At 68.6% G+C, this 16,054-nt stretch carries 13 protein-coding genes; 4 read left to right on the top strand and 9 right to left on the bottom strand.

Annotated features, from left to right (window positions below):
* Positions 1-19 precede the first annotated feature (19 nt).
* Positions 20-487 carry a molybdenum cofactor biosynthesis protein MoaE gene (locus FBF36_RS09750; RefSeq protein ID WP_178387588.1) on the top strand — a complete coding sequence of 156 codons (468 nt, stop codon included), beginning with the start codon at positions 20-22 and terminating at the stop codon, positions 485-487.
* A gap of 134 nt (positions 488-621) precedes the next feature.
* On the opposite strand, the gene FBF36_RS09745 is transcribed toward FBF36_RS09750, so the two are convergent.
* From FBF36_RS09745 to FBF36_RS09735, 3 genes are all read right to left on the bottom strand, one after another.
* Positions 622-930, bottom strand: coding sequence for a MoaD/ThiS family protein (locus FBF36_RS09745; RefSeq protein ID WP_009733996.1), 309 nt, complete (start codon positions 928-930; stop codon positions 622-624).
* Positions 931-954: 24 nt separating this feature from the next.
* Positions 955-2,184, bottom strand: coding sequence for a GTP 3',8-cyclase MoaA (gene moaA, locus FBF36_RS09740; RefSeq protein ID WP_009733995.1), 1,230 nt, complete (start codon positions 2,182-2,184; stop codon positions 955-957).
* Between the two features lie 121 nt (positions 2,185-2,305).
* Entirely contained in the window at positions 2,306-2,602 is a 297-nt protein-coding gene (locus tag FBF36_RS09735; RefSeq protein ID WP_003785642.1) for a DUF2249 domain-containing protein, read from the bottom strand.
* A gap of 232 nt (positions 2,603-2,834) precedes the next feature.
* Between FBF36_RS09735 and FBF36_RS09730 the strand changes: the two genes are divergently transcribed.
* From FBF36_RS09730 to FBF36_RS09720, 3 genes are read left to right on the top strand one after another with little or no spacing between them, the layout of a single operon-like run.
* Entirely contained in the window at positions 2,835-4,148 is a 1,314-nt protein-coding gene (locus tag FBF36_RS09730) for a membrane protein (protein WP_009733993.1), read from the top strand.
* Positions 4,145-5,521 (top strand): hypothetical protein, encoded by a 1,377-nt coding sequence (locus tag FBF36_RS09725; protein WP_034492735.1) that lies wholly within the window; start codon positions 4,145-4,147, stop codon positions 5,519-5,521. Before FBF36_RS09730 ends, FBF36_RS09725 begins: the two co-directional genes overlap by 4 nt.
* Entirely contained in the window at positions 5,518-7,197 is a 1,680-nt protein-coding gene (locus FBF36_RS09720) for a multicopper oxidase domain-containing protein (protein ID WP_138137444.1), read from the top strand. Before FBF36_RS09725 ends, FBF36_RS09720 begins: the two co-directional genes overlap by 4 nt.
* A 135-nt stretch (positions 7,198-7,332) precedes the next feature.
* Here FBF36_RS09720 and FBF36_RS09715 read toward each other — a convergent pair whose 3' ends face one another.
* From FBF36_RS09715 to FBF36_RS09690, 6 genes are all read right to left on the bottom strand, one after another.
* Positions 7,333-8,064: a helix-turn-helix transcriptional regulator gene (locus FBF36_RS09715; protein WP_034491075.1), complete on the bottom strand. Its 732-nt coding sequence runs from the start codon at positions 8,062-8,064 to the stop codon at positions 7,333-7,335.
* A gap of 259 nt (positions 8,065-8,323) precedes the next feature.
* Positions 8,324-9,445 carry a ribosome small subunit-dependent GTPase A gene (gene rsgA, locus FBF36_RS09710; RefSeq protein WP_009393597.1) on the bottom strand — a complete coding sequence of 374 codons (1,122 nt, stop codon included), beginning with the start codon at positions 9,443-9,445 and terminating at the stop codon, positions 8,324-8,326.
* A complete protein-coding gene (gene aroA / locus FBF36_RS09705; RefSeq protein WP_225792337.1) occupies positions 9,445-10,884 on the bottom strand; it encodes a 3-phosphoshikimate 1-carboxyvinyltransferase in 1,440 nt (479 codons plus the stop codon). The genes rsgA and aroA overlap by 1 nt, the downstream gene beginning before the upstream one ends.
* Positions 10,885-11,069: 185 nt before the next feature.
* Positions 11,070-12,866, bottom strand: a complete 1,797-nt coding sequence (locus FBF36_RS09700) for an AIPR family protein (RefSeq protein WP_009398197.1) — start codon at positions 12,864-12,866, stop codon at positions 11,070-11,072.
* 87 nt (positions 12,867-12,953) lie between these two features.
* Positions 12,954-15,230 (bottom strand): NADP-dependent isocitrate dehydrogenase, encoded by a 2,277-nt coding sequence (locus tag FBF36_RS09695; protein ID WP_009398199.1) that lies wholly within the window; start codon positions 15,228-15,230, stop codon positions 12,954-12,956.
* Positions 15,231-15,439: 209 nt separating this feature from the next.
* A complete protein-coding gene (locus FBF36_RS09690; protein ID WP_009398204.1) occupies positions 15,440-15,940 on the bottom strand; it encodes a DoxX family membrane protein in 501 nt (166 codons plus the stop codon).
* Positions 15,941-16,054 lie beyond the last annotated feature (114 nt).

The following is a 16,054-nucleotide window of genomic DNA, read 5'->3' as shown; positions in this document are numbered from 1 at the left end:
CCAGATCGAGGAGACTCCCGTGACGTCCAGTCCCGACCAGCCCAGCCGACCGCTCCCGGCTTCCACGCCCCGCGTGGTTCGAGCCGAGGTCACTGAGGCTCCCATCAGCGTCACCGAGCTCGCCGACGCCGTCCAGGACGCGGCCGCCGGCGCCGTCGTCACCTTCGAGGGCGTGGTCCGCAACCATGACGCTGATCGCGCCGTCACCGGCATCGGCTACTCCTGCCACCCCACGGCCGACCAGGTCGTCGAGCAGATCGCCCAGGACGTGGCCCAACGGGGTCGGGTGCGCGCCCTCGGCGTCGTTCACCGCGTCGGCGACCTGAGCGTTGGGGAGGCGGCGCTCGCGGTCGCAGTCAGCTCCGACCACCGCGCCGAGGCCTTCGCCGTGTGCAGCGAGATCGTCGAGGAGGTCAAGCAGCGCCTGCCCGTGTGGAAGCGCCAGACCTTCACCGACGGCTCGACCCAGTGGAGCAACATCGCCTGAGCGCCGCTCCACCTTCTTCGCTGAGCCGGGCACTCCTCGCACAGTCGGGCGGAAAAAATGGTTGGGGCTACGCGTAACCCGCCCGCCTCGATGCGGGCGCGGCGTGGGATCGGTGCGAGAACGCGGCGGGAGACTCACCCGCCGGCGAAGGGTGGGAGCACGTCAACGGCGTCGCCGTCGGCCAGGGGCGTGAGGGAGTCCGCCGGGGTGGAGACCGAGTTGACCAAGAAGCTGCAGATCGGGATGACCCGCGCCATCTCCAGCCCCTGCCCGGCCAGCTGCTCGCGCAGGCCTGCCAGCGTCGTGCCGGTGGGCAGGTCCAGGCGCTCCTCAGGGCGGCCTGCGGCCTCAGCGGCCGCGGCGAAGTAGCGCAGGGTCACGGAGATCTGCTCCGGACTCGCCTGCGCGACCGTCTCAGGGGACGGATCGGGGGAAGGACTCATCGTGGTGGCTCCTAACGACTCGGGTCAGCCACCGATGGCCGACATGGTGCGCTGCGGGCGGGCGAAGCCGTCGCCCTCGGTCTGGGGACTGTCCGAGCCGTGTGCGCGAGGCTTGCCCCAGGTGGCCCTGGACCAGATGCGGATGAGCTCGTCGTCGTCGGCCCCTGCGCGCATGGGGCCGCGCAGGTCGGTCTCGGTACTGGAGAAAAGGCAGGTCATGAGGCGCCCGTCGGCCGTGACACGGGTGCGGTCGCAGTCCGAGCAGAAGGGGGCGGTGACCGAGGCGATGACGCCCACCGTCCCAGCCGGATGGTCCTGGCCCGACGCGCTCCCAGCGGCAACGCGCCACAGTGCCGCAGGACGACGGTCCGGGCGGCCCACCTCGGTGAGGCTGAAGCCGGCCTCCCGCAGCACCCCCAGGATCTGATCGACGCCGACGACGTCCTGGCTGCTCCAGGTCTCGCGCGGTCCCAGTGGCATGTGCTCGATGAACCGCAGCTGCCAGCCACGGCGCAGGCACTCGGCCAGGAGCCGCGGAGCCCGCTCCTCCACGGTGGTGGGCACGGCCACGGCATTGACCTTGATGGGGTCCAGGCCGGCCTCCTGGGCGCCGGCGATCCCCGTCAGGACGTCGGCGAGCCGGTCTCGGCGAGTGATGGCGGCGTAGTCCTGCGGGTCCAGGGAGTCGATGGAGATGTTGACGCGGTCCAGGCCCGCCGCACGCAGCCCAGTGGCCCGTTTCTCCAGCCCCAGACCGTTCGTGGTCAGGGCGATGTCCGGCTTGACACCTGTCGACGTCCGCAGCGCGGACAGTGAGCCGATGATCTCCTCCAGGTCGCGTCGCAGCAGCGGCTCACCGCCGGTCAGCCTGATGCGCTCCACTCCCAGGCGCTCGACGGCGATGCGCCCCAGACGGGCGAGCTCGGCGGTGGTCAGCAGATCCGGGGTGGGCAACCACTGGAGCCCCTGCGCGGGCATGCAGTAGGTGCAGCGCAGGTTGCAGCGGTCGGTGATGGACAGGCGCAGGTCGCGCACGGTGCGTCCGTAGCGGTCGACCAGCTGCTGGGGGACGTCGTCGTCAGCCAGGGCCGGCGGCTCCGGGGCCGTCTCCGCAGAGAGGACCGGCCCCGACGGGCCCGGACGTCCAGATAACTCGGGTAGCACCGACCGGGTCGCCGGCACGGGCAGGTCCGCGGAGGTCCCACGGATCCTGCTCCGGCCGACGACCTCGGCATCGAGCGGTGCTGGTGTCATGCGTTGAGCATATCGGGAGCGCGCCGGTGGCATGCAGTGAGAGCCAATGAGGCCCTGAGCTCATGGCCGAGGGCTCAGACCCGCGGATGCCTCCCGCCAACCGGCTGCGACGGGGCGTGGATCAGGCGGTGCGCAGGATCTCGACGCGGGCGAAGCCCTCGGACTGCTCCAGCAGCGTGTGCTGGAAGGTGAAGGGCAGCTGGTCGATCTGGGCCAGCAGCGGGGTGGGCACATGCGGGGCCACCAGGTCGAAGCCCTCACCGGGGTTCAGGGAGGAGGCGGCACCGATGACCGCGGCGTGGCGCAGACGGTGCGGGATGGCGCGTGCGTCCAGGGTGAGGCGCTCGTCGCTGTGCTCGTGGCAGCCGCAGCTGGACTTCTTCTCAGTGACGGGCAGCAGCTCGGGGCTCTCGCTCATGGGGGTCTCCTTCGGAGTGTTTCTTACTGGTGTGCGTGACCTTACTACTACCGCAGGGCCAGCAGGAACGACCGTCCACAGCGGGAACGGCCGTCCGGCACGACCTGCGCCTCTCAAACCTACCGAAACTTCTTAGACGACAGCGTCGTCAACGACGCGGAGCCGTGTCGGCTATGACGTTCTTGTTGATGCGAGTGCGGGCGTTTCCAGCGCGGTTGGATACGGTTGGGTCGTGGAGACGGACAAGCCGGCGGCGGCCGCGCACGCGCAGGTCAAGGCGCTCGCTGATGACAACGCGGCCGGCGACGTGACCAACGGGACCGCCAATGCCGACGACGCGGCTGACAACGCGGCCGACCGGCTCGGTCGGCTCGGTCGGCTCGGTCGGGCGCTGACCATCCGGGTGGCACCGCGCCTGGTGGCCCTGGCCCTGGGCGCCGCCTGCATCCTCATGGGACTCAACGCCGCGCTCCTGCGTCTCAACCTGCCGGCGCCCATTGACGGGGCCGAGCTGGCGGCGCTCCACGGCCCCCTCATGCTCGTCGGCTTCCTGGGGACCGTCATCGCCCTGGAACGGGCGGTCGCCGCCCGCGCCCCCTGGGCCTTGCTCGCCCCACTGGGCAGTGCCACGGGCTGCCTGGCCCTCATGGCCGGTGCGCCCAACGTTGTCGGCAGGGGACTCATGACCGGCGCCGCCGGCATCCTGTGCGCCATCTACCTGCGGGTTCACCGGCGCGCCCCCAGCGCCGCCGTCGACGTCGAGGCCATGGGCGCGGCCGCCCTCCTGCTGGGAGACATCCTGTGGCTGGGTGGCCGCGGCATGGAGGACGTCGTCCCGCTGTGGCTGCTCTTCCCCACGCTCACCATCGTCGGTGAGCGCCTGGAGCTGGCCCGCATCGCCTTCCTCGACGAGATGGTGGAGACCGTTGTCGAGGTGCTGTCCGGTGCGGCGGTCCTGGGCGCCTGCCTGATGCTGATCGCTCAGGGCTCCTACCTCGTGGTCGCACCGGCCCTGCTGGGTCTGGCCGTCGTCATGGCCTACCACGACGTCGCCCGGCGCACGGTCCGCCTGCGCGGCGGAGTGCGCTTCATGGCGGCCTCCATGCTCGCCGGCTACGTGTGGCTCGCCGTCGCCGGGGCGGTCTGGTCGCTGTGGGGCCTGCAGGGGCTGAACGGGGCCGCCTACGAGACCGTCATCCACTGCATCACGGTGGGCTTCGCCTTCTCCATGATCCTGGCCCATGCACCGGTCATCATCCCCGCGATCGTCCACCGCGCCCTGCCCTACCACCGGCTCATGTGGCTGCCCTACGTTCTGCTTCACGCCGGCCTGGTGGTGCGCGTCGTCGGTCTGCTGGCGGAGGCCTCCACGGTCTGGAAGGTCGGCGGCGCCGTGGGAGTGGCGGCGATTCTCGTCTTCATGGTCCTCACCCTGGGGCGTGTCCTGACCTCCGGCAGCATCCGCAAGCCGGTCCGGGCAGGACCGCCGGCTGCGGCCGCGGCATCCGGGGCGACGACGTCGCGGGCGGGAGGGCGCCCCGCATGAGCCTGTCCATCGGTTCTCCCGGTACCGGGTCCGCCCCCCGCCCCGGCTCGCTTCCCGGCCCCGGTCGTCCCACCAAGAAGCCCTCCCGGCGCACCACCCAGGTGCGTCGCAACGCCCTTGTCATGGCCTGGCTGCTCACCGCCGCCGTCCTGGCGGCCCTGACCATCGTGGGCCCCCTGGTCTCCTGGGGCACCTGGTTGCCCCTGCACGCCCTGCTCCTGGGCGGGATCGGCAGCGCCATCACCATCTGGTCCGCCCACTTCGCCGACACCCTCCTGCACCGCCCGGCCCTGGGCGGCGCCGCCCTCCTGGACGCGCGCCTCTACGCCCACAGCCTCGGCACGGCCGTTGTGCTCACCGGCATCACCATGGGCCAGCAGGCGGTGGCGCTTATCGGGGCGGGCATCGTCATGGCCCAGGCCATCGCCGGCGTCGTGGCCATCACCGTGCAGTACCGGCGCGCCATCGCCCCGCGCCTGGCGTCCCTGGCCCTCCACTACGCCGTCGCCCTGGTCCTGCTGGCCACTGGTGCGCTCCTGGGCTTCCTCATCTCCTGGTCCAACGCCCACGGACGCTCCGACCTGGCCGACGGCTTCTACCTGGCCCACACGACCACCATGCTGCTGGGCTTCGTGGGTACCACGGTCCTGGGCACGCTCACCGTACTGTGGCCCACGATGCTGCGCACCCCCATGGAGCCGGTCGCGCCGCGCTGGACCACCCGTGGTCTGCCCTACCTCGTGGGTGGCACTGCTCTGGTGGCCGCCTGCGGGCTGTGGCCCCCTCTGGCGGGGCTGGGCACCCTGGTCTACCTGGGAGGTGCCTGCGGAGTCCTCGTACCCGCGTACCGAACCGCCCGCCGGGTCCCACCGGCCTCCTTCGCCACGGCCTCCGCCACGGCCTCGGTGGCCTGGTTCGTCGGCTGTGTCGCCCTCCTGGGGGCCCGCATGGCGCTGGCCGATGACGCCGCCACCGCCCGCCAGGTCATCCACGTCCTGCGCCTGCCCCTGGCGGCGGGCTTCGCCCTCCAGATCCTCGTGGCGGCCCTGAGCTACCTCACCCCGGTGATGCTCGGCGGCGGCCCTGCGGCCACGCGGGCCACCAACGCGATCATGGACCGCTGCGCCGCCTACCGGGTCACCGCCGCCAATGCCTGCCTCCTGCTGGCGCTCTACCCGGCGGCGCCCTGGCAGGTGCGCGTCGTCGCCGGCGCCCTGGCCGCGCTGGTGACCTCCTACCTCCTGGTGGGCATGATCCTCAGCCTGCGCCAGCTCTCCCGCCGCAAGCGCACGCCTCGCACCCCGGCCGACGCCGCTCCCACCTCCGACCCCGCGGGCCGCCGGTCCGCCCAGCTCCGAAGAGGAACCCGATGACCAAGACGCCCAACGCGCAGGCACCATCCCCCGATGAGGCCGCCGCTTCTGAGGACGCCACTGCAGGCGGCGCTCAGGACACCGCCGCCAACGGAACCGCGAACAGCGACACCAGCAGTGCTGCTCCGGCTCCCGGCGATGCCGCTGCCGGGAGCCCCGGGACAAGCGTCGACAAGCCCGATGCCGTCCGCCGTCGAGCGGTGACGGCCGGTACGGCCCCCGCCATCGACCGCAGCCGACGCCCCCTGCCTGGCGGGGCCGGCTCGACGCCGGGAGGCGGGGCCGCGGCAGCGTCATCGGGCGGTCTGCTCCAGTCAGCTGACCGCCGCGGCATCCTCATGGGACTGCTCACCGCGGGAGCGGCCGTCGTCGTCGGCAGCGTCATCGGCAACCGTGGTCAGGGCGGAGCCGCCCAGGACGTCTCGCCCACCGGGAACACCGTCAACGCCACCATCAAGGTGGAGGGCCTGCGGTTCGTGCCGGACACGGTCGACGTCACCCCCGGCGACCGGCTTGTCATCACCCTGGACAACACCGCCGATCAGGTCCACGACCTTGTCCTGGCCACCGGCCAGACCACCGGGCGCATCGCCGCCCGAGCCAAGGGCACCCTCGACGCCGGCATCGTTGCGGGGCCGATCGAGGGCTGGTGCTCCATCGCCGGCCACCGCGCCCAGGGCATGGTCTTCCACGTCACCGCGGGCGGGGCGTCCGCCGGCGGCCACCAGCACGGCGGGGGCCAGAGCAAGCACACAGGCTCCGGCAATGACGCGGTTCCCGACTACTCGGCCCGCCTGCCCGCCGACTTCAAGGCCTTCGACGCCGCTCTGCCGCCGGCCCCCGCCAGCCCCGACGGCGGTCCCATGACCCACCGGCACACCTTCACCGTCAAGGAGCAGGTCATGCAGGTCGGCGCCGGCGTCACCCAACGGCGCCTGACCTTCAACGGGCAGGTCCCCGGCCCCGTCCTGCGCGGCAAGGTGGGGGACACCTTCGAGATCACTCTGGTCAACGACGGCACGATGAGCCACTCCCTCGACTTCCACGCCGGGATCACCCCGCCCGATAAAGCGATGCGCTCGATCAACCCCGGGGAGTCCCTCGTCTACACCTTCAAGGCCCAGCACTCGGGGATCTGGCTCTACCACTGCTCCACCTCGCCGATGAGTCTGCACCTGGCCGCCGGCATGCACGGGGCCGTCATCATCGATCCACCGGGACTGCCGGCCGTGGACCGCGAGTACGCCATCGTCGCCTCCGAGGTCTACCTCGGTCCCGAGGGCGGTGAGCCCAACACCGACAAGATCGCCGCCAAGACCCCCGACCTCATGACCTTCAACGGGGTGGCCTTCCAGTACCACCAGCAGCCGCTCAAGGCCAAGGTGGGTGAGCGCGTGCGCTTCTGGGTCATGGCCGCCGGGCCCTCCCTGCCGACGCCCTTCCACGTCGTCGGCCTGCAGTTCGACCAGGTCTTCTTCGAGGGGGCCTGGACCCTCGGTGGCCCGGGCCAGATCGGCAACGCCTGGTCCGGTGGCTCCCAGGCCCTCGGCCTGCAGCCCGCCCAGGGCGGCTTCGTGGAGTGCGTCGCCTCCGAGCCGGGCCACTACGCGTTCGTGTCCCACTCCTTCGCCGACATGGAGAAGGGTGCTCACGGCGTCCTGGAGGTCAGTCCCTGAGCTGCGGCGTCCTCAGGCCATGGCTGGGAGTGCCACCGAACGCTGCTTCGGCCCCGGACGACTGTGCCCGGGGCCGAGGCCTTGCAATCTCAGAAGTGGTGGACGGGTGGATGGGGTGCTGTTGGAGCAGCGCGGTCAGGCGACGTCGGCGTGAACGACCTTGAGGTCCGGCTCCTCGTGGATGGGCTGAGTCGAGCCGATCTGGCAGCCGTCAGGCCCGTTGGGCAGGAACTTGAGGCGCTCGTAGGCAGCCGGGTCGGGGCCGACGACGGCCCGTAGGAAACCCTCGTGCATGGTGCACACCAGGTCGCGCGGCCGGTGGTTGCGCGTGATGAGCGGGCAGGAGCGCAGGACGACGGTGTCACCGGAGACCTCCGGGGCGAAGCCCATGACCGCCAGGTAGGGGATGAGGGCGGTGACCCGGTCCACCTGCTCGCCGTCGACCGTGGGCTCGGCAACGGTGCCGGGGGTCAGCTCGGCCCAGCGGCGACCGATCTCCAGAGCGGTGGCCCGGGCTTCCTCGCCCTCGCCCAGGGTGTCGGCGATCGCGTCGAGCAGCAGCAGGTAGGCGTCGACCATCTGCTGGGGGTCGGGGGCCGTTGAGGCGTAGCGCAGGGCCGGGCGGCCCCGCTTACCCGTCGGTTTGGTGGACACCGTGACGAATCCGGCGTCAACCAGGGCGTCGAGGTGCTCACGAACAGTGTTGTGGTGCAGGTTGAGTGCGCTGGCGACCTGAACGGCCGTCATCGCGTCGTTTGAAGCCTCCACGACCTCCAGGACGCGCCGGCGCGCCGCAGAGAGGTTGGCGCGTGCGGACAGGTCGCCCAGGGCGGGACGTGGGAGCGGAGGAGTCGGACGGTTGTGCATGTCATGAGACTATCGCGCTTTCGCTTGTGGGAACCGTCAAAATCGGTGTGTAGTTGAATCCTGCAACGGCTCTGTGATGTGAGTTCTAGCACATGATGTCCAATAGTGAGTCCATTGAAGCGTGAAAAAACTCAGTACTGACGCCGTTTCTGTCGGGTCGTCGCCCGGTGGCAGGACAAACGACCCTCAGGGAGAAGGATCCCGCTGTCGACGAAATTGTGATGCTCCCGGAAGGGCGCCGCCCGTGCTCAGGGGTGCTTCAGGGGCGGCTGGGATCCTCGGCCTCCAGCGAGGGCGCCAGCAGCCGGCGGAAGGACTCCACCCGTGCGCGTCGATCCTCGGGAGCCACCGAGGCTCCCGGTGCGGCCGGCCCGTCGGCCGTGCCGGCCCATGCGTCCAGGGCGCAGTCGACGACGTCGTCCTCGTGGGTGCACCCGCGAGGACAGTCCTCGGCCACGGAGGCCAGGTCCGGGAAGCCCCGAAGGACGTCGGTGCTGCCGACGTGGGAAACCCCGAAGGAACGCACGCCGGGGGTGTCGATGACCCAGCCGCCCCCGGGCAGCTCGAGGGCCTGAAGACTGGTGGAGGTGTGGCGACCTCGGCCGGTGACCTCGTTGACGTGTCCGGTGGCGCGGTCGGCTCCGGGTACGAGTGCGTTGATGAGCGTGGACTTGCCGACTCCGGAGTGGCCCACGAGTACCGAGGATGCGCCGTTGAGCGCCTGGCGGACCGCTTCGACGCCGTCGTCGGGCCGTTGGTCCCCACCGGTCTGGGAGGGCTCGGTCCCGGCGATGTGGGGGCTCAGTCTCGTGGCCAGGCAGCGCACGCCCAGGGGGCCGTAGAGGTCCGTCAGCGGGGCGGCGTCGGCCAGGTCGGTCTTGGTGAGCACGATGAGTGGCTCCATGCCGGCGTCGTAGGCGGCCACGAGGTAGCGGTCGATCATGCGTGGGCGCGGCTCGGGGTCGGCCACGGCGGTGACGATGACGAGCTGGTTCGCGTTGGCGACGATCCCCCTCTCGGTGCCGGCGGTGTCCCCGTCCTCGGCGCTGCGGCGCAGCAGGGTGGTGCGCTCCTCGATGCGGACCATGCGTGCCAGGGTGCCCTTGCGGCCGCTGGTGTCCCCGACGACGGCGACCCGGTCGCCGACGACGACCTTGCCCCGACCGAGCTCGCGGGCCTTCATGGCGGTGATGTTGCCGCTGGAGTCCTCGGTGAGGTCCGGCTCGTCCAGGCGGATGCGGTAGTGGCCGCGGTCGATGCGGGTGACCATGCCCAGGGCCGCGTCGGCGTGGCTGGGTCGCTGCTTGGTGCGCGGGCGTGAGCCCCGACCGGGGCGGACCCTCACGCGCGGGTCGTCGGTGCCGATGTCGCGGCGAGCCATCAGGCGCCATCTCCCGGGGGCGTCAGCTGAACGTGTGCCCCAGCGGTCGCTCCGGTGCGGTCCCCACAGGCGGCAGTGGCCAGCATGGCGGCCCACAGGTCCGTGAAGCCGGGCAGCGTCTTGGAGGTGCACTCGACGTCGTCCAGGCTCACCCCGTCCACGCTCAGGCCGATGATGGCGGCGAAGGTGGCCATCCGGTGGTCGGCGTAGGAGCGCAGGGCGGCGCCGTGCAGCGGTGCGGGGCGGATAATGAGCCCGTCGTTGCTCTCCTCCGCCTCCCCGCCCAGGAGGCGGATCTGGGCGGCCAGGGCCGCCAGGCGGTCGGTCTCGTGCCCGCGCAGGTGCGCGATGCCGGTGAGGGTGCTGGTGTGGCCCTGCGCCCCGGCGAGGGTCGCCAGGGCCGCCACCGTGGGGGCCAGCTCGCCGACGTCGGACAGGTCCGCGTGGATCCCGGTCAGCCGCCCGGTGCCGCGGGCCGTGAGAGTCCCGTCGGTGAGTGTCACCTCCCCGCCCAGGCGGGGGAGGACCTCGCGCCAGGCGTCGCCGGCCTGGGTCGTGGCCGTCGGCCAGTGGGGGATGCTGACCCGGCCCCCGGCCACGAGGGCCGCCGCCAGGAAGGGGCCGGCGTTGGACAGGTCCGGCTCGATGGCCACCCGTCCGCCGAGGGGGTGGCCGGGGTGGACCCGCCAGGTGCGCTCGCCGTCACCGGCCCCGGGGGCGGGCTCGTCAACGGCGATGCCCCGCTCGCGCAGCGTCTCCACCGTCATGGCCACGTGCGTCAGCGAGGGCACCGGCCCGGTGGGGGTGAGCTCCAGGCCGCCGGGCAGGAGAGCGCCCAGGAGCAGCAGGGCGGAGACGAACTGGGAGGATGCCGAGCCGTCGACCGCCACCCGGGCGCCCTCGGCTCGCAGGAGGGCGCCGTCGCCGGGGGCGACTCGGAAGGGCAGGAAGCCGGGCTCACCGAGGTGGGTGACTTCCGCGCCCAGGGAGGCCAGCGCGTCGAGCAGAGGCGCCATGGGGCGGCGCCGGGCGGCCTCGTCCCCGTCGAAGATGACCGGGGCGTCGGCCAGCGCGGCCAGGGCGGGCACGAATCGCATGACGGTCCCGGCCAGGCCGACGTCGATGCGTCCGATGCCGTCGGATCCGGTCTGCACATGCAGTGGCAGGGGAGCGGGCGTGACGCGCAGCCGGGTGCCGGTCTCGTTGAGGTCCTCGAAGCGGGCGCCGAGCACGCTCAAGGCGGCGAGCATGAGCTCGGTGTCGCGCGAGCGCAGGAGCCCGGTGAGCGTCGTCTGCGCGTCGGCAACGGCGGCCAGGAGCAGGGCCCGGGCACTGAGCGACTTCGACCCCGGCAGCTCCACGACGGCGTCCAGCCCCCCGGCCGCCACCGGTGCCCGCCACGAGATCGCTGGGGCTCCGGGAGATGAGTTTAATGCCATCTAGTTATTATGGCAGATGTGAGGCCCCAACTGCAGTTGGGGCCTCACATCTGTGCTGGTTTGGAGAGCGTAGCGATCGACGGCTCTCAGATAGAAAGCAGGTGCTCAGAAGCATTGTGTGACAGCGCCACTATTCAAGGTGCGTGTCAAGATGCATAGAGTATGGAATGTCAGCGATGCAGATGTTAAAGGGATGCCCTCGTATCTCTCACTCTCGCAAGAAGCGCCTTTTGGTGCTGTAGACCTCTGACATGATCTTTCCGTAGGCTCCCACCTTCTTCTTGCAGGGTGTTCGCAAAGTAATCATAGGTTTCATTGGCAGATATCGATATAGCGGCATCAATTTTTTCCTGATTATTTGGCGCCGCTTTAAGTTTTTTCCTCAGGGGACTCTTCATTTTCGTTAATCTATCTTGTATTTTTTCGTTGTCTTCTTCTTCGAAGTTACTGATAAACTCGGGAAGAGCTATAGCTGAAGCCATCATGGCAATATGATATTTCGCCGCTCGCAGGACTGAATGATTTGCCGTTCGTGCGATGTGTCGTTCCACCCGGTACGTAACCCATGCCGCATAATAAAAGAGTTCGGGTGGGTAGTCTCCCCAAACATAAGAATTTTCTTCCTGGAGTTCTTTGGAGTCAGATATAGCCTTGTTGGAGTCTCCGAAGACGGTAGCGGCGACGGCCCTGTCGAGTTCTAATGTACTAAATACTCTTGTCCTGGCGAAAGGGAGCCCTTCTCCGCGACGCTGCCTTTCATAGCGAAGCCCCTCGGATCCCGATCGGTCGAAGTAGCTCTCGACTTCTTTTGCTATCTGGGAACTAGCTTGAATGTCGGCATTACTGATTGCGCTTTGCAGGTTGGTTGAGACCGTCACGTTTGCTCTGATTTCAGGATTGGTAGACACGATTATTTTTATGGGAATCCAAACTGAAGACAGTAAGTCGTTTTTCTTGCTCTCGTTTAGGGAATCTGCCCACTGAACAATCTGGTTGCTCGTTTGTCCGCCGTTGACGATCTGATATACTGAAGCCAACATCCTATTGCCATGCACTTCAAGTCTTGTGGCGATCATTGTGACGCCGTTGTTTAGGAAGGGAAAGTTGCTGCGCTGCTCGGATTCGAGAGTCTTGTAGATGCGCTGATTTACAGAGTTCTTCCCTCCAAGATGAAGTCGGACGTTGTCGTCGAATATCCCTGGACGCAGCCCACTTTCGTCGCAAAGTAATTTCATAAGTTCCTTTGCGGAAATAACGCCAATATATGATATGGGGTCGTCGACGTCGTCTCCCCCGGAAATTGCGAGGGACTTCTCGAAATTAAACTGTACCTTTTGAGGTCCTCGATTCTCTTTTTCCTTTGCGTCAATCTGCCTGTAGCCTTGGGTTCGAATAGTGAGGTGCTCGTTGTAGACTTGCAGATCGTTGATTCTAGTTAAAGCTTCTGATATTTGAAGATCATTGGTGACGTTCTGTCCGTCGTTCGCGCTGGTGGTGACATAGTACAACTCACATGGAATTCTAAAATCGTCGAAATACTTTCCGTTGTCGGCGATGCATTCTAGTAATTTTGCGATATCGACTAGTTGGGGTGGTAGTTTGATAGACCCGGGCTTCATTGCATATTTTGCAACAGCCTCAACGCCGTGAAGGAACTTTGAAATCAGTTTGGCGTCGTAGCCTTCACTTGTTTTGGCTTGAATGAAAATTACTTTAGCTGAATTGGATGGTTGAGTTGATATCCTGTCTTCTATTTCTTTTGGGTCCGTCACGACTTCATTGTTGACGATTACGGCAGCGACATCTATTCCTTCGTCTGACCCGCCGCCCATAACTGCTGACCTGATTTGTTCCTTGTCTCCTTTTATATACCGATGGAGGTATACTGCCGCAGTATAGAGTTCAAATTTTTCTGCGTCTGAAACATCGAAACCGTAGTCTCTTGCAAATTTGTTTGCACGTTTTTCGATTAGGGCGTGCATGCTGTATTTCCTTTCGAGGTGCTGATTCGCTGATTTCTTTGATCCTTAGAATATGGGTTGCTCTTGTACTCCTTACTTTATGTGAGTTTACTGGAGCGCCTCGATGACCGCATTGAGGGTGGTCGAGGGACGCATGACGGCGTCGGTCAGGGCCTTATCGGGGCGGTAGTAGCCGCCGATGTCCACCGGGGAGCCCTGGACGGCCAGCAGCTCGGCCTGGATCGTGTCGTTGAAGGCCTCGAGCTGCTGGGCGATCGGGGAGAAGACGGCGGCGAGCTCGGTACTGGTCTCCTGCGCGGCCAGCTCGCGGGCCCAGTACAGGGCCAGCCAGGCGTGCGAGCCGCGGTTGTCGATCTGCCCCAGGCGGCGTGCCGGGGAACGGTTCTCCTCCAGCAGCCGGGCCGTGGCGGCCTCCAGGGCGTCGGCCAGCACCTCGGCGCGCTCGTTGCCACTGACCTGGCCCACGTGGTGGAAGGCCTCCGCCAGGGCCAGGAACTCGCCCAGGGAGTCCCAGCGCAGGTAGTCCTCCTCGAGCAGCTGGCGCACGTGCTTGGGGGCCGAGCCCCCGGCCCCGGTCTCATAGAGGCCGCCGCCGTTCATCAGCGGCACCACCGAGAGCATCTTGGCGCTCGTGCCCAGCTCGAGGATGGGGAAGAGGTCCGTGTTGTAGTCACGCAGCACGTTGCCGGTCACCGAGATGGTGTCCTCGCCGCGGCGGGCGCGCTCCAGGGACAGGCGCGTGGCCGCCACCGGGTCCAGGACGCGGATGTCCAGGCCCTCGGTGTCCTCACCTGCCAGGTAACGGTGCACCAGGTCGATGAGGACGGCGTCGTGGCCACGCTCGGGGTCCAGCCAGAAGACGGCCGGGGCACCGGTGGCCCGGGCCCGCGTGACCGCCAGGTGCACCCAGTCGCGCACGGGGGCGTCCTGCGTGGTGCAGGCCCGCCAGATGTCGCCGGCGGCCACCTCGTGGGACAGCAGCACCGCACCGGGCTCGGCGCCCGCGTCCTCGACCGCGACGACCTCCACGGTGCCGTCGGCCGGGATGAGGAAGGTCTTGTCGTGGCTGCCGTACTCCTCGGCCTTGCGGGCCATGAGACCCACGTTGGGCACCGAGCCCATGGTGGCCGGGTCCAGGGCCCCGTGGGCTCGGCAGTCCTCGATGACAGCCTGGTAGACCCCGGCGTAGGAGGAGTCCGGGATGACGGCGAGCGTGTCCGCGGTCTGGCCGTCCGGTCCCCACAGGTGGCCGCCGGCACGGATCATGGCGGGCATGGAGGCATCGATGATGACGTCACTGGGCACGTGCAGGTTCGTGATGCCGCGGTCGGAGTCCACCATGGACAGGCGGGGCCCGGCGGCGAGCTCGGCCTCGATGGCGGCGCGGATCTCCTCACCCTGGGGCAGCGAGTCCAGGCCCGCCAGGATCGAGGCCAGCCCGTCCTCGGGGCGCAGACCCGCCTCGGCCAGTACCCGCCCGTAGGTGGAGAAGACGCCCGGAAGGGCGGCGCGCACCGCGTGACCGAAGATGATCGGGTCGGAGACCTTCATCATCGTGGCCTTGAGGTGCACCGACAGCAGCAGGTCCTCATCCTTGGCGGCGGCCACCTGTCGGGCGAGGAACTCGTCCAGGGCGGCGGCGCTCATGAAGGTGGCGTCCACGACCTCCCCGGCCGTCACCGGCAGCGACTCCCGCAGGACGATCGGATCGCCGCCGTCGGACGGGCGCAACCGGATCTGCAGGGTGCCGGCCTCGGGCACGACGACGCTGCGCTCATTGCGCCGGAAGTCCCCGGTCCCCATCGTGGCCACGCGGGTGCGCGACTCGGGCGACCAGGCCCCCATCGAGTGCGGGTGGGAGCGGGCGTAGGCCTTGACGGCCGCCGGGGCGCGCCGGTCCGAGTTGCCCTCACGCAGGACGGGGTTGACAGCGCTGCCCTTGACGGCGTCGTAGGCGGCGCGCGCCTCCCGCTCGGCGGGCGTGGCAGGGGAGTCGGGGTAGTCGGGGATCTCGTGGCCCAGGGCCTGAAGCTCGGCGATGGCGGCCTTGAGCTGGGGCAGGGAGGCCGAGATGTTGGGCAGCTTGATGATCGTGGCCGCCGGGGACTGGGTGAGCTCACCCAGGCGGGCCAGGTCGTCGTCGGCCAGGGAGAAGGATGCCAGGATGCGTCCCGCCAACGAGATGTCCGCCGTGCCGACGCTCACGCCCGCCCGCTGGGCGAAACCGCGCACGACCGGCAGGAAGGAGTGGGTCGCCAACATCGGGGCTTCGTCGGTCCAGGTGTAGACGATGTCGGGCTCCTCAGCCTGCTTCGACTGGGTCGTCTGGCTTGCCTGAGCCGGCTGGGCGGACTGGACGGTCATGAGTGCTCCCTGCGTGTCGATGACGTGTCTGCGTGTGGTGATGAGGTGGTGCGGGCGCGTCAGGGCGCCGCGACCGGTCGGCAGCGGACCGGGGTGAGAGTAGCCGCCGCCCGTGACACCCAGGTGACAGCTACCGGAGCGTTCTAGACGGTGGCGGTGAACCGACGTCTGACCCGGGCCAGGGGCCGACGGGTTCCGACGTCGGCGCCTCAGGCGGTCACGTGGCGCTGCTGGACGGCCTGCTGGGCGGCCTGCATCGCCTCACGCTGCTGGCGGGCGTTGCGCACCTGCCAGGCCAGTGACGGCCTGCCCTGACGATCGACGGCGGCCAGCGCGAGCCCGGCCCCCAGGGCGGCCCCGCGCAGCAGCCCGGAGAGGGCCTCCTTACGGGCCTGCGTCCCCTTCACCGTCCACACGGGGTTGTTGACCACGGTGAGGGGTACGTTGAGGGCGGCCAGGATGGTGGCGTTCGTGCGGGGAGCTCGGCCGGCGGCCAGCCCCAGTCCGGCCACGAGGCTTGCGGCACCCGAGGCGCGGGTGAGCAGCCGGGCGTCGGCGGCCAGCACCGGTGGCAGGCCGACCCGCTCCAGCGTGGGGGCGACCTTCTCGAACTTCTCCACGTGGCGCGACGGACGCACCAGGGCGTCGAGCCCATCGACGATGAAGGGTGCAGCGAGCATGGGGCGGGCGAAGGATCGCAGAATGTTCATGCCCCCATCCTGGCCTACGTGGGCGGCTCGGGCCAGCAATATCGCCGTTCGAACGTGGCGCGTGCCTCGCTGAACGCGGACGGGGAATGAATCCGGGGCGTCATCGTGTTGGCC

The sequence above is a fragment of the Actinomyces sp. oral taxon 171 str. F0337 genome, from assembly GCF_005696555.1.
GTDB classification, from domain to species: Bacteria; Actinomycetota; Actinomycetes; order Actinomycetales; family Actinomycetaceae; genus Actinomyces; species Actinomyces oris_E.
Note: the sequence above shows the minus strand (reverse complement) of the source record. Positions and strands in the feature narration are given on the sequence as shown.